The sequence below is a fragment of the Paraburkholderia sp. BR10936 genome (assembly GCF_040965735.1).
Classification (GTDB): Bacteria; Pseudomonadota; Gammaproteobacteria; order Burkholderiales; family Burkholderiaceae; genus Paraburkholderia; species Paraburkholderia nodosa_A.
Genome location: NZ_JBFRCM010000005.1, coordinates 267,937 through 281,449, shown reverse-complemented (window position 1 = coordinate 281,449; position 13,513 = coordinate 267,937). Strand labels below are relative to the sequence as shown.

Below are 13,513 nucleotides of genomic sequence, written 5' to 3'. Positions count from 1 at the left end.
TCCTATGTCCATTCAGGCACCTGCCGCCGAGGCCCATGTCAGCGTCGCCATTGTCGGTGGCGGTCAAGCCGGCCTCTCGATGAGCTATTACCTCAAGCAGTCCGGCATCGATCATGTCGTGCTTGAAAAGCGCTCCGTCACGCATACATGGCGCCTGCAGCGCTGGGATGCGTTCTGCCTCGTCACGCCGAACTGGCAGTGTGCATTGCCAGACTATCCCTATCGCGGCGACGATCCGCACGGCTTCATGAAGAAGGACGAGATCATCGCGTGGCTCGACGGCTTCGTGCGTCACGTCGATGCGCCCGTGCGCGAAGGCGTGGCCGTGACGCGCGTAGCACGCCGTCCACAGGGCGGCTTTTTCGTGCAGACCTCGGACGGCGCACTGAGCGCCGACCAGGTAGTGGTGGCCTCGGGCGGCTACCACACACCGATTGTGCCGCGCATGGCCGAGCGGCTGCCCGCCCATGTCGTACAGATCCAGTCGTCGGAATATCGCACGCCGGAAGCTTTGCCCAAAGGTGCCGTGCTGGTGGTCGGCTCGGGGCAGTCGGGCGCGCAGATCGCCGAAGACCTGCATCTCGCTGGCCGCAAGGTCGTGCTCGCAGTGGGCGAGGCGCCGCGCTGCGCGCGCTTCTATCGCGGCCGCGACGTGGTCGACTGGCTTGCCGACATGAAGTACTACGACATGCCGGTCGAAGAACATCCGCTGCGTGAGGGCGTGCGCGACAACACTAACCACTACGTGACGGGTCGTGACGGCGGACGCGACATCGACCTGCGCAAGTTCGCTCACGAAGGCATGGAGCTCTACGGCGTGCTCGAGGACTATGCAGACGGGATGCTGCGATTCGCGCCGAACCTGCAAGAGAATCTCGACAGTGCAGACGCCACGTATAACCGTATCAATGCGTCGATCGACAGGTTCATCGCGCAACAGGGCATCAGCGCTCCGCATGGCAGCCCTTATCAACCGATTTGGGCGCCGCAAGCGGAGCGCGAGTTGCTGGATCTCGCGGCGAGCGGTATCGGCAGCATCGTCTGGTGCATCGGCTTTCGGCCGGACTTCGGCTGGATCGACCTGCCGGTTTTCAACGGGCGCGGTTATCCTGGCCACGTACGCGGCGTCACGGCGCAGAACGGCCTCTATTTTCTCGGCCTGCCGTGGCTGCATACGTGGGGTTCCGGGCGCTTCTCGGGCGTTGCGCGCGACGCCGCGTATCTCGCGGACCTCATTGCCGCGCAGGCGAGGCCCGATGCGCGCGCGGCCTGAAAAGACGCGTGAACCCGTGCGCATGCAGACACAGGGCGCGTCGCGCACGCAGTACGTCGCCGGCATGCCCGAGCTGGCCTTCGCGGGCCTCTCGGAGCAGTGGCTTCTGCGCACTTGCGGGCAACTGCACTGGAACGCGCTCGCGCGGCAGGCAGGTCTGGCCTCACCGGACTTCTACGACGACGAAGGGCAAAAGTCGTATGCCGCGTTCACGGCGATCCGCGTGCGCGAGGCGCGACTCGAAGAGGTTGGCGAGCATCAGCGCTTCGCGATCGAAGCCGACGTCCAACGCATCGCGCTCGCGCGGCATTTTGGCGTCTTTCGCGTGTTCACGCCCGAGAGTGCCATCGCAAGCGTGGAGATGATTTCGACGTTCGTGCGCCGCGAACGCATTGGCGACAACCGTTCGGTGTGCCGGGCGATGTTCTGTGGCGCGCCACCGCGAGCGACGCCGAATGCGGCGATGGAACTCGCCGCCCAGGCGAAGCGCTTCCGCACTGGCGAGTGGACGCGTCATGGCCGGCTCGACCGGGCGGAACACGCCGCGCAGCATGTTGTCGAGTACCTGCCGTGCCCGTCGCTCGATTTCAACGGCGCGCATCTCCTTTACTTCGCAAGCTTTCAGTCGATGGTCGAGCGCGCCGAATGGCACTGGCGCTCGGCGTCGAATTCTGCGCCACCGTGGCTCGTCGAACGAGACATGGCCTTCTACGGCAACGCAAACGTGGGCGATCGCTTGACTCTTTCGTTCGGCGCGCGTCACACCAATCATGGCGGCCTTTCGCACTGGTGCTCGATAGCGCGCGCGGCGGACGGCGTGCGCATTGCCGATGTCGTTACGCACAAACGGTGGTCGCATGAATGACACGACATCCCTGCCGCGCAAGCCGCTCTACAGCGCCGCCGATCTCGAAGGCGTGCCGTGGCTCGACGCGCGGCCAGGCGAATATCCTTATTTGCGTGGCGTGCACGCGACGATGTACACCGAGCGGCCGTGGACAATCCGGCAATACTCGGGTCGAGCCGACGCCGGCGTCTCGAATCTGGCGTACAGACGCGCGCTCGAGGCGGGCGCCATGGGGCTGTCGGTCGCCTTCGACTTGCCGACTCATCGCGGCTATGACTCCGATCACGCAGATATTGCTGCTGACGTGGGCGTGGCCGGTGTCGCCATCGATTCCGTAGAAGACATGGCGCGTCTGTTCGAAGGCGTTCCGCTCGACCGCGTTTCCGTTTCCATGACAATGAGCGGTGCGGTGCTGCCGGTGCTCGCGGCATTCATCGTTGCGGCGCAGGAGGCGGGCGTCGACGCGGCGCAATTGCGGGGCACTATCCAGAACGACATCCTCAAGGAATTCATGGTGCGCAACACCTACATCTTTGCGCCCGAGCCTTCGATGCGGATCGCGACGGACGTCGTTCGCTACGTGCTGGAGCACATGCCGCATTTCAATGCGATGTCGATTTCCGGCTACCACATCCAGGAAGCCGGCGCGGACGGCGTGCTCGAACTCGCCCTCGCGCTCGCGAATGCGAGCGAGTATGTGCGGCGGCTGATCGGGTTCGGCGTCGACGTCGACCGCGTTTGCCGCCAGTTGAGCTTCTTCTTCGCGGTCGGGCGCGACTTTTACGGCGAGGTCGCCAAGCTGCGCGCCGCGCGCGTGCTGTGGGCCGAGCTTGCGCGTTCGTTTGGCGCGCGCGATCCGCGTGGCATGCAGTTGCGCATGCATTGTCAGACTGCCGGTTCGACCCTGACTGCGCGGCGCGCGCAGAACAACATCGTGCGTACCACAGTCGAGGCGATGGCTGCCGTGTTCGGCGGCACGCAATCGCTGCATACGAACGCGTGGGACGAGGCGCTTTCGTTGCCCGGCGAGGACGCCGCGACGCTTGCGCGCGACACGCAACTGATCCTGCAACACGAGATGGGCCTGTGCGACGTAGTCGACCCCTGGGCAGGCTCGTATCTGATAGAAGTGCTCACGGCGCGTACCGCCGACGCGGTGCGCGAGATGCTCGCGCAAATCGCCGCGCAAGGCGGCGTGATAGCGGCAGTCGAGTCGGGCTGGGTCGAGGCGCGCGTACACGAGGGCGCGGCGCGGATTCAGGCGCAGACTGATTCGGGTGAGCGCGCGGTTATCGGTGTCAATCGCTTCCAGGTGCCGCACGACGACGAAAGCGAAAGCCTCGATGTCGATGCACGGCGGATACACTCACTTCAGGCCGACAGGCTCCGCCGGCTGCGTGCGAATCGCGATCCACAGCGAGTGCGCGTCGCGCTCGAGCGGCTCGCGGAAGTTGCTAGAAGCGGCGAGGGCAATCTGCTCGCGGCGACAATCGACGCAATGCGAGCGCGCGCAACGGTTGGCGAATGCACATCGGCGCTCGAACAGGTTTGGCCGCGCTGGAGCGCGCCGGTGCGTGCGGACCGGCGCGCCTGGGCACAAGCTCGTGCAAGCGATGCCGCCTGGGAGGCGGCGAAGGACGCCGTAGCGAAGTGGCGGCGATCGCGCGGCCGCGCGCCTCGCATCGTCCTGCTCAAGCTCGGCCAGGACGGCCATGATCGTGGCGTGCGCGTGGTGGCCGCCGCGCTCGCCGACGCAGGCTTCGAGACGGAGATCGGTCCGCTCTTTGTGATACCCGGACAGGCCGCGCAATGGGCGACTTCGCGCTCGCCCGACATCGTCGGGGTTTCGACGCTCGCGGGCGCGCATCTGAGCCTCGTTCCGGCGCTGATCGAGGCACTGCGCGCGACCGATATCGACGCGCCAGTCGTCGTGGGCGGGATCGTCCCGCGCGCAGATCATGCGCGGCTCATGGCGCATGGCGTGGCGGCGCAATTCGGCCCGGACACGCCACTCGACAGCATCGTGCGCAAGCTGTTAAGCGTAACGAGACACGAGACTAACGCGCCTGCTTGAGGGCGCCGAGCACGTCTCCTGTGGCATGCCCCTCGGCGCGAAAGCGGGCTCGAACATCCGAAGCGACGTGCACTAGTCCTGCGTCGGCTGCGCACCGAAGCGGTGATAAAGGCTACGCGCCGCGTAGTCAATCATGAAGCCCAGTGCGCCGATGACGAGGACAACGGCTACGAGTTCCGGGTACGCGAGCCGGTCGCGCGTATCGAGGATGAGATAGCCGAGGCCCGAACTCACACCGAGCATTTCGGCGGGCACGAGTACGATCCACAGCACGCCGACCGCGAGTCGCACGCCGGTCAGGACGTGTGCGGCGATGCCCGGCACATAGACATGCCAGATCATTTCGGCATGCGTCGCGGCGAGACTCTCGCCAAGCTGCACCCAGCGCGTATCGATATGCTGCACGCCCGCCGCAGTGCTCATGACGATGGGCCAGATGGCGGCGAACGCGAGCAAAAAGTAGACGGGCGGATCGCCGACGCCGAGCGACATGACAGCGATCGGCATCCACGAGAGCGGTGAGATCATCCGCAAGAATTGCAGCGCAGGCGAAAGCGCGGCTTCGATCGCCCTGATGCGCCCGATCACGAAGCCGAGCGGCACGCCGAGTGCGATAGCACATGCGAGACCCACGCCGATGCGCCGGAGGCTCGCGCAGATGTGCACAAGCAACCGGTCTTCGCTAATCAAATCGGGAAGTGCTTGCCATGCAGCAAGTGGACCGAATTGGGCGGCGAGTGCATTGTGGCGCGCGAGCGCTGCCACCGCTAGCCACCATAACGCCACGATTGCGGCGAGACCCAGCACGCCGAGCGCGGCGCGCGCGGGCATGCTGTTGCGCACGCGCGATTGCTTGCTGGAAAGTTCCGTGGGGGCGGGCAGGCTAGACAACGATGCTCTCCGAGCGAGCGTAGGAGTCGGGCAAGCCGAACGTCTTCATGCCGCCTGCCGCTGCGATGCTCTTCTTCACAAAGCGGTCATCGACCAGGTCACGCGCGACGAAACCCGGATCGAGCGCCGTGATGAACTGTGCGTTGCCTTCGACCTGCGTGGTCTTGAGGCGCCGAACGAGCTCCTCCGTAAATGCGGGGTAGGGATAGGGCTGAAAGTCGATGCGCTTCTCATGCCAGTCGCCGTGCACAATGGCGTGATCGGCAAGGTAGCGCGCCTCGTCGGCGGGCGAGGGCGCGAGTACGCTTTGCAGGATGCCCGCCGCATGCGGCGTGTAATGGTTCGCACCGCTTTTCGAAAGCAATTGCGCGGCTTCCTGCGGATGCTCACGCGTCCAGACCTGTGCCTGCACGATCGAATCGACGACCTTCTGCGACCACGCGGGCCGCCCGTTCAGGTCGCGCTCGTGCATGAAGACCACGCAGCACGCGTGATCGCGCCAGACGTCGCCCGTGAAGCGGAGCACCTTGCCGACCTTGAGCGCCTCCGCCGCCGCATTGAACGGCTCGGCGACGATAAAGCCAGCGATCTGTTTCGCGGCCAGTGCGGGCGGCATGTCGGCGGGCGCCATCACGACGAGGCGCACCTCGTTGGGCTTGAGCGTGCCGTCCTTGCCGAGCACGGGCGTGAGGCCTTGCGCGCGCAGCATGTCCTGCACGACGACGTTGTGAATGGAATACCAGAATGGCACGGCGACCGACTTGCCGCCGAGGTCTGCGACCTTGCCGATCTCCGGGGCGACCGTGAGCGCGGAGCCGTTGACGTGATTCCATGCCACCACCTTCGCGGGCGCGCGGCTGCCATAGCGCGCCCAGATCGTCATGGGCGCGAGCAAATGCACGACGTTGACCTGCCCGGAGAGAAACGCTTCGACAAGCTGCGCCCAGCTGCGTAGCAGCGTGGGCTTCTCGACCGCGAGGCCCGCTTGCTCGAAGTACCCGTTGTTATGTGCGACCAGCAGTGGCGCCGCGTCGGTGATGGGCAGGTAGCCGATGCGCAGCGGCGCGTCCGCTTCGGTGGCCGCGCGCGCGTTCAGTGCGTCGAGCATCGGCGCGGCGCCCGCGACGGTAAAGAGCGATGCGAGCTTGAGCCACTCGCGGCGGGTCATCGGAAGCTGGCACATATGGCGGTCGTCCTCGTGTAATGAATTGTCGATTGCGAAGTGGGCGCGTCCGTCACGCGGCGGCCGCTGTCCTGTCTGCCACCGTCTCGCGCAGCGCGGTGACGAGGCGCACACGCAGGGCGCCTAGCGCCTCGACGTGCGCCTCGCGCGGCGTGGGAAGGCTGATGGGCAGATCGAGCGCGATGCCGCGCCGTCCCAGCACGGTCACGCGATTGGACACCAGCAGCGCTTCGTCGATGTCGTGGGTGACGAGCAGCGTGGCCGCTTGCGTGTCGTGCACGACGCGCACGAGCAAGCGCTGCATGTCGGCGCGCGTGAGTTCGTCAAGCGCGCCGAACGGCTCGTCGAGGAGCAGCGTGCGCGGCTCGCGCGCGAGCGCGCGAGCGAGGGCGGCGCGCTGCGCCATTCCGCCTGACAACTGGCGTGGCGCGAGCCGAGCCGCATGAGTGAGGCCGACGGCTCGCAGGGCGGCAGTCACGCGCGCTTCGCGCTCACTGCGTGCGAGCTGCGGCTGGCGCCGGAAGCCAAGACCGAACGCCACATTGCGTTCAACCGAGAGCCACGGCAAGAGGCAGGGGTCTTGAAACGCCAGAGCGACATCGGCGCGAGTGGTCGTCAGGGGGGAGCCGTCCACGCGCACGTCGCCCGCATGCGGCGCGATCAGTCCGGCAGCAATGCGCAGCAGCGTGGATTTGCCGGCGCCACTCGCGCCGAGGATCGAGACGATCTCACCCGCACGCACGGCGAGATCGACGCCGTCGAGGATGCTGCGTTCCTCGCGGCGCAACCCGATGCCGCGAAGCTCGATCCGCGGCGAGTGCCCGGCGTGCTCGGCCGGAAATGCGTCGGCGCCTCGAACGTGAACGACGGTGCTCATGCGGCCTCGCAGCGCCGGGCCTGCGCGAGCTGGTGCTTTAGTTGCACGATGCTCGGCGTGACGATCGGAACGAACGCGGCTTCGCGACTGCGGCGCGCCGTGCCAGTCGCGCTGGACGAGCGCAGGTAGCCGCGCCCGCCGGCTGCCTGAACGTCAAGCCTCACGGCGGCATCGACCACGTCCGCGAGCGCGATGCGCAATTCGAACTGCGCAGCCGGCTTTGCGACAAAAGCGCCGCAGGTTACGCCTTCGTAGAGACGCGCGCTCAGCCCGTCAAGTTCGTTGCGCAAGGCGTTTGCGTCATCGGCAAGCGCGGTGCGCACGGCAGGACTGCTGAGTGCCACGGCGTCGAGCGCACGGCGCGCGAGCCCGATCGACATGCCACATTGCAGACCCAGAAAGGCGGGCCGTGCGCGGACGAGGAAGGCACGCGCATCGACATCGATCAGCGAGCCTGCGTCGAGTTCGGTGTCCGTGAGCGTGAGCGCCGCCGTGTTGCTGCCCCGCAGCGCGATCAGGTCGAGATCGTCGCTGCGTGTGACGCCGGGCGCGTTGTGCGGTACGGCGAAGATTGCGGGCGGCGCACCGTCGTGACGATCGAACGCGGCTGCCACCACGAAGCCTTCGCGGCGCAGATTGGTGATCCAGGGCAACGCGCCGTCGAGTGCGAACCGCGTTGCTTGTGCATCGCGCGCCGCCGCACGCATCTGTAGCGGCTCGATGGCGGACAGGTACTTCATGGCATTCGACAGGCCGGTCGCGCCTGCATGCTCGCCGGCGAGCAGCGCGGGCAGCCAGCGTGCACGCAATGCTTCGTTGTCGGTTTGCAGCATATATTCGATGAACGTGCGCTGGCCCCAGAACACGAATGCGCTCGCGAGCGAGTGCTGCGCGACCATCGCGATCGCCTCGATGGCATCAACGGTGGTGCCGCCGCTGCCGCCAAGCGAACTCGCCACGCCGACGCGAAAGAGTCCAGCGCGCGCAAGGCGCGGCACGATCTCGCTCGCGTGGGCGGCGCTTGTGTCGATGGCGTCGGCGTGCGCGCCGAGCCAGTCCTCGAGGTCCGACGGCAGAGCGTGGCTGTGCGCGAGCATCATGCTACGCGGGCGTGCGCTTCCCAGCGAAACGCGGCTAGTTGCGGATTGAGCTCGTTTTGCGCGAGGTTGTTCGCGAAGTTGCAAAGTGTGGCGAGACTCACGCCTAGCACGACTTCGAGCGCGTTGGCGTCGCTGAAACCCGCCGCGCGGAACGCGGCGAGCGACGTGTCGGCGACTGCGCCGCGCGTGGCTATCACGTCGCGTGTGAGCTCGGCAACGGCATCGAGGCGTGCATCGCCGCTCGTCACGCCATCGCGCAGCGCGTCGACGATGGTGGGTAGCAATTGCGCTTTCTTTAGTGCGACGGCTGTATGGCCGGCGACACAGAAGCCGCAGCCGTGTATGGCGGCAGCCGTGATTTGCACGGCTTCACGTTCGGCGAGCGTGAGGCCGCTGCGGCCATTGATTTCGCCGACGGTCAGGTAGGTTTCGAGCGCGACGGGTGCATTTGCGAGCGAGGCGACGAGGTTCGGCAGAAAGCCGTTCGCGGCCTGCGAGCGCTCCAGAAACGGGCGGCTTGCTTCAGGCGCGCTCTCGACGGTATGTAACGGCAGGCGGCTCATGGCGGTTCCTCAGGGATTCGAAATAGTGAGCTCGATTGTGGCGATGCGTGCCGCGGCGGACAATGCGCGCGCGTCTGCGAATCATGCGGATTTGTCTCGCACCGCTCAGTGCAGCACGCCGCGCGCGCTCTCGCCAGCCGTGCGGCGCCATGCGCCCGGCTGCAGACCGGTCACACGCTTGAACGCCTGCGCGAATGCCGACTCCGATTGATACCCCACCTGCTCGGCCGCATCGGGTGTACTCGCGCCGGTGCTCAGCATCGACGCGGCGAATTTCATGCGCACGAGCGTCACGAATTGGGCGGGCGGCTGTCCCGCGAGTTCGGCAAACTGCTTGCAAAAGCGCGCGCGCGACATATTGACGAAATCGGCCATGCGCGCAGTGGTCCAGCGTTCACCGGGCGTCGCGACGATCGCCGCTATGAGCGGCGCGAACGCAGGACGGCGCAGCAGCGCGAAGAAGCAAGGGGCGAGTTCGTCGTTGCTATCGAGCGCGCGTAGCGTGTAGACGAACAAGAGGCTGGTCAGGCGCGCGATCAGCGGCGATGGCGCATGCGGGTCGAGTTGCGCTTCGGCGCGGATAAGCTCGAAGATCTGGCGCGCCGCGTGTTGCGTGGGCTGATCGTGGCGAGCGATGACATGATCCGGCAGCAAGCCGAGAACGAGATCGTCGAGCCCCGATTTGAACTCGAAGAAGCCGCAGGCGAGGCCGAGGCTGTCCGGCGCTTCTTGGCCTGGTGCATCTAGCGGTGTCATCTGGCCATCGCGCACACTCTCGCGGCCCGGCGCGGGCGGTTGCGGGTCGGGAGAGAGACAGTGAGGCTGGTCATTTAGGAGGAAGACGGCGTCGCCAGCCGCGAGCGCCACGCTACGCGCGCGCCGGGTGGTTCCAGCTGGCAGATGTAGCCAGCAGCTGCCATGCAGAACGACATGAAAACTGGCGCGGCGATGGCCGCTCGTGGAGGCCTGCCAGGCGCCGCAATACTGGCCAACATGAAACAGCGTGCTGTGCAGTTCGAGATCTTCAAGCAGCCAGTCGGAAAAAGCATCGGCGTGTGACAGCATGAATTCCAGATAGCTAAGGCGTGGGCGTAGGTACCGCACGGTCTCTCAGATTAACCTGTATTGGTCTCGGCACAACTAACGAATCTTCACATGCTTATTACCAGCTTCACGAGACGCGGGCAGGGAGCGATGGCCATGGCGCGTTGCGTTCGGCACATCAAGCAGCAGATGACGCACAAAATAGCGCAGCAGATACGGCGCGCGCTAGCCCACTCGCCATCGTCAAGGAGTAAGTTCTATGAAAAGATCCGGAAGTACAACCTGCTTGAAGCGGTCCGCAACACGAGGGGACGCGGCACCTTCAGTTGGACGACCGCGCTGCGTGGCTCAGGCAGCGCGCCGATAGGCCGTCATGCGCTGATGCCCAGCCGGAGGCGGATAGACTTGCCACGACCCGTCCCCGTGCCGAAAGAAAGCGACCACAAGCGAGTTACCCGGCTGTGTGACGCAGCGTACGTGCCCGCCGTTCGCGACGCCCGTGCGTGTGATGTGGATCGTCCTCGCACAAGCATATCCGAACCACTTATGGATCTGCATTCTCAATGACTTTCTGGCTGCGTTCATTTCCGTCTCCTACGATCTGATTGTTCTTCCATCGGTCATGCACTTGCTGCGCCTTCATGCGGCGGCCGGGTCAATTCTGCCATTGCTGCCGCTGAATCGGCCTTGCTCTTCATCCTGCACATCTCGTGCCGATCCTTAACGCGGGTCTTCGCTTCGCGTCATGTTGCGGAGGGGCAGGCCATCCTGCCCCTCCGCTTCAGCCGCCCGTCAATCTGGAGCGCGTTCCGGCACCGGTAGCTGCACCCATTCCTTATAGAACGCCTCGATGTCCGGTTCGAAGTCGTGGATCACGGGATACCACGGCGTGGGCGCCTCGACGTCATGCATGGTGCCGCACGTCGGGCAGTAGTACTCGCGATAGACCTGCCACTGCGTGTCCGGGGCCATCAGCTTCGGATAGACCTCGGTCATCGCCTCTTCCGTGTCGCGCACGTAGATCGCGGCATGCAGTTTCCAGTTTTCGCGGTAGTCGCAGAACTCGTGGCCGCAGTCGCACTTGACCAGCCACTTCTTGCTCCCGGCCGATTGCACGATATGCAGATGCGGGCCGAGCGGGAGCACGATGCGGTCGGCGAAGCTGACCCTGGCCTGCAGGGCCGCCAGATACTGCTCGAACCGGCTCTCGTCCTTCGGCATCGAGAGCATGCGGAACGTGGTTTCCCAGTCAAGGGAGCCTTCGACGAGGTGCGCGACCTGTTCATTGGTGTAGGCAGACATTTCTCTACTCCTCTATGGGGTGATTACTCTTCGACCTGGACGACGGTAGTAACGTCGGGCAGCAGGGAGAGATCCATGCGGTGCTTCGAGCCGTAGGACGGGACGCCCAGTTCTTCCTCGAGCAACTGCCAGTCCGCTGGCAGACTCCAGAACTGCTTGAACTCCCGCGTGAACTTCTCCGACAGGGCGAAGCTGGTGGCGAACATGTGCTGCACCTGGACGGACGCGTGCTTGTTGACGATGCGTTCGCGCTCTTCCTTCATCCATTCGCGCGTCGGCAGGGCCCGGGCGAGGCGCTCCTTGCGGACCTCGGCGCGGCGGGATCCGGTCTTCGTGACATCCACCGTGAACACGCCCTTGCCGTCCTTGGTGAAGACGGCGCCATAGACCTTCTGCGCATATTCCGGCAGCAGGAACTTCTGGTTGAGGTCCGCTTCGATGGCCTTCGGGTCCCGGTCGAGAGGGTCGCCAAAGCCGGGACCGCCACGCAGGTAGTTCAGGTAAAGGTCATGGTTCGCATAGCAGTCCTCAGTTGTGATGCACTGCTTGTCGCGCTTGACTTCGGCGGTGGCGTCGATGTGGCGCTCGAAGTCGGGGTTCGTTGGGTCGATGTCGCCGCCGAGAGGTAGCGAGTCACCGATGGCGATGCGCTGCTCTAGGCCGGTCTTGTGCGCCTCGAAGCGATAGCCGGTGGCAGAGGGATAGCCACCCATCATGCCCCAGTCGCTGTTCATGAAGCCATTGCCCATGAAGAACATGGTCCAGTCGTGCGCGTTCCACACCATGCGCAGCGTCTCGAAGCCGCAGCCGCCGCGGTACTTGCCGTAGCCGCCGGAGTTGGCCTTGACGTTGCGCCCGAGGTAGAGCAGCGGTTCGGCCATCTCCCAGATCTCGATGTCGCCCATGTCGCCTTCGGGGTTCCAGATGGCTGCGGCGTGGTTGAGGCCATCCTTGACGGCGCATGCGCCGGTGCCGCAGGAACTGGCCTCGAAGCTGTTGACCGCGTGGATCTCGCCGTCCTGGTTGATGCCGCCCCCTTGCAGCCAGTTGGAAGTATTGGCGTTGCCGGCGTTGACTTCCTCCAGATAGCCGCGACTGAAGTAGGACTGGGACAGGCCGCGCCACAGGGCCGCCCAGCCCGAGACCAGGAAGTGCCAGGCGTAGGCGTGGCCGGTGCGACGGTCATCCGGGTTGCACCACGTGCCCTTCGGCAAGCGGAACTCGGTGGCGAAGTAGGCGCCGTCGTTGATGCGCTGGGTCGGCACCAGGGTCTGGCACATCATCACCCAGATCCCGGAAGTGAAGGCCACCTGGTGAGCATTGAAGGTGTGCCAGCCCCAACGGCTTGCACCCTCGAAGTCGAGGCGCCACTTGCCGTCGGCCTTGATGGTCATCTCCACGGGCGAATGCATGATGGAGTCGAGCTTGGCGAAGGCGTTGGAGACCTGTACGTCCTCGTGCTTGTACGGCACGTCGACAAAGGACACCTTGCGGTACTTGCCAGGCAGGGTCATTGCCTTGATACGGCTCTGCAGCCCTCGACGGCCTTCTTCGATGACCTCATACGTGAACTTGTCGTAGGCCTCGATGCCATCGGCACGGATCACCTCCTCGACGAGCTCGCGGATCATGTGGCAGCCGGCGATGCGGGTACGCTCGTCAAGGATCCAGTACTTCGGCGTGCGAACTGAACGCTGGGACTCATGGAGCCAGTCGCGGAACGGCGTATCGTTGGCGCCGGTTTTGCGGCAGGTGATCATGTAGCCGTCGCCGAAGCGCTGGGTCTGGCCCGTGGACATGGAGCCCGGCGTCACCGAGCCGGTATCGATGACGTGGGTGACGCCGCCGACCCAGCCGATCAGCTTGCCCTCCCAGAAGATCGGCACGATGGTGGCGATGTCGCAGGGATGGACGTTGCCGATTGAGCAGTCGTTGTTGGTGAACATGTCCCCGGGGTTGATGCCGGGGTTGGCTTCCCAGTTGTTCTCGATCATGTACTTGATCGCGGCGCCCATGGTGCCGACGTGGATGATGATGCCGGTCGACGTCAGCACGCAGTCACCCACGGCGTTGTAGAGCGTGAAGCAGAGTTCGCCTTCCTGCTCGACGATCGGACTGGCGGCGATCTTCTTCGCGGTTTCGCGGGCATGCACGAGGCCGCCGCGCAGCTTGGAGAACAGCTTTTCATAGCCGATCGGGTCGCGGTCCCGGAACTCCAGCGTGGTGAGGCCGTTATAGTGGCCGGAAGCCTGCGTGCGCGCGATGATCGCGTCGCGGAACTCCTTAAGGGTCTCGCCGTTCTTCAACAGGTTACCCAGACCCACTTCCTTGTCGCTCATGATGTTCATGGCGTGTCTCC

11 protein-coding genes are annotated in these 13,513 nt (G+C 65.1%); 3 read left to right on the top strand and 8 right to left on the bottom strand.

The window, feature by feature from the left end:
- The first annotated feature begins 4 nt into the window (after nt 1–4).
- Genes AB4Y36_RS13525 through scpA form a run of 3 tightly spaced genes read left to right on the top strand, consistent with a single transcriptional unit; the run spans nt 5 to nt 4,194 of the window.
- Entirely contained in the window at nt 5–1,273 is a 1,269-nt protein-coding gene (locus AB4Y36_RS13525) for an MSMEG_0569 family flavin-dependent oxidoreductase (protein WP_368683218.1), read from the top strand.
- A complete protein-coding gene (locus AB4Y36_RS13520) occupies nt 1,257–2,138 on the top strand; it encodes a Pnap_2097 family protein (RefSeq protein ID WP_368683217.1) in 882 nt (293 codons plus the stop codon). The genes AB4Y36_RS13525 and AB4Y36_RS13520 overlap by 17 nt, the downstream gene beginning before the upstream one ends.
- Nucleotides 2,131–4,194, top strand: coding sequence for a methylmalonyl-CoA mutase (gene scpA / locus AB4Y36_RS13515; protein WP_368683216.1), 2,064 nt, complete (start codon nt 2,131–2,133; stop codon nt 4,192–4,194). The genes AB4Y36_RS13520 and scpA overlap by 8 nt, the downstream gene beginning before the upstream one ends.
- A 72-nt stretch (nt 4,195–4,266) precedes the next feature.
- Here the strand turns inward: scpA and AB4Y36_RS13510 are convergent, their stop codons facing one another.
- The 8 genes from AB4Y36_RS13510 to AB4Y36_RS13475 form a co-directional block, all read right to left on the bottom strand.
- Entirely contained in the window at nt 4,267–5,025 is a 759-nt protein-coding gene (locus AB4Y36_RS13510; RefSeq protein ID WP_368683349.1) for an ABC transporter permease, read from the bottom strand.
- Between the two features lie 52 nt (nt 5,026–5,077).
- On the bottom strand, nt 5,078–6,268 hold the full coding sequence (locus AB4Y36_RS13505; RefSeq protein WP_368683215.1) for an ABC transporter substrate-binding protein: 1,191 nt from the start codon (nt 6,266–6,268) through the stop codon (nt 5,078–5,080).
- 52 nt (nt 6,269–6,320) lie between these two features.
- On the bottom strand, nt 6,321–7,145 hold the full coding sequence (locus tag AB4Y36_RS13500; protein WP_368683214.1) for an ABC transporter ATP-binding protein: 825 nt from the start codon (nt 7,143–7,145) through the stop codon (nt 6,321–6,323).
- Complete coding sequence (locus tag AB4Y36_RS13495; RefSeq protein WP_368683213.1) at nt 7,142–8,245, bottom strand: acyl-CoA dehydrogenase family protein; 1,104 nt, start codon at nt 8,243–8,245, stop codon at nt 7,142–7,144. The genes AB4Y36_RS13500 and AB4Y36_RS13495 overlap by 4 nt, the downstream gene beginning before the upstream one ends.
- Complete coding sequence (locus AB4Y36_RS13490; RefSeq protein WP_368683212.1) at nt 8,242–8,808, bottom strand: carboxymuconolactone decarboxylase family protein; 567 nt, start codon at nt 8,806–8,808, stop codon at nt 8,242–8,244. Before AB4Y36_RS13490 ends, AB4Y36_RS13495 begins: the two co-directional genes overlap by 4 nt.
- Before the next feature lie 105 nt (nt 8,809–8,913).
- Nucleotides 8,914–9,873, bottom strand: coding sequence for an AraC family transcriptional regulator (locus AB4Y36_RS13485; protein WP_368683211.1), 960 nt, complete (start codon nt 9,871–9,873; stop codon nt 8,914–8,916).
- Between the two features lie 771 nt (nt 9,874–10,644).
- Entirely contained in the window at nt 10,645–11,154 is a 510-nt protein-coding gene (locus AB4Y36_RS13480; protein WP_368683210.1) for an acetone carboxylase subunit gamma, read from the bottom strand.
- Nucleotides 11,155–11,177: 23 nt separating this feature from the next.
- Nucleotides 11,178–13,502, bottom strand: a complete 2,325-nt coding sequence (locus AB4Y36_RS13475; RefSeq protein WP_368683209.1) for a hydantoinase B/oxoprolinase family protein — start codon at nt 13,500–13,502, stop codon at nt 11,178–11,180.
- Nucleotides 13,503–13,513: the final 11 nt, after the last annotated feature.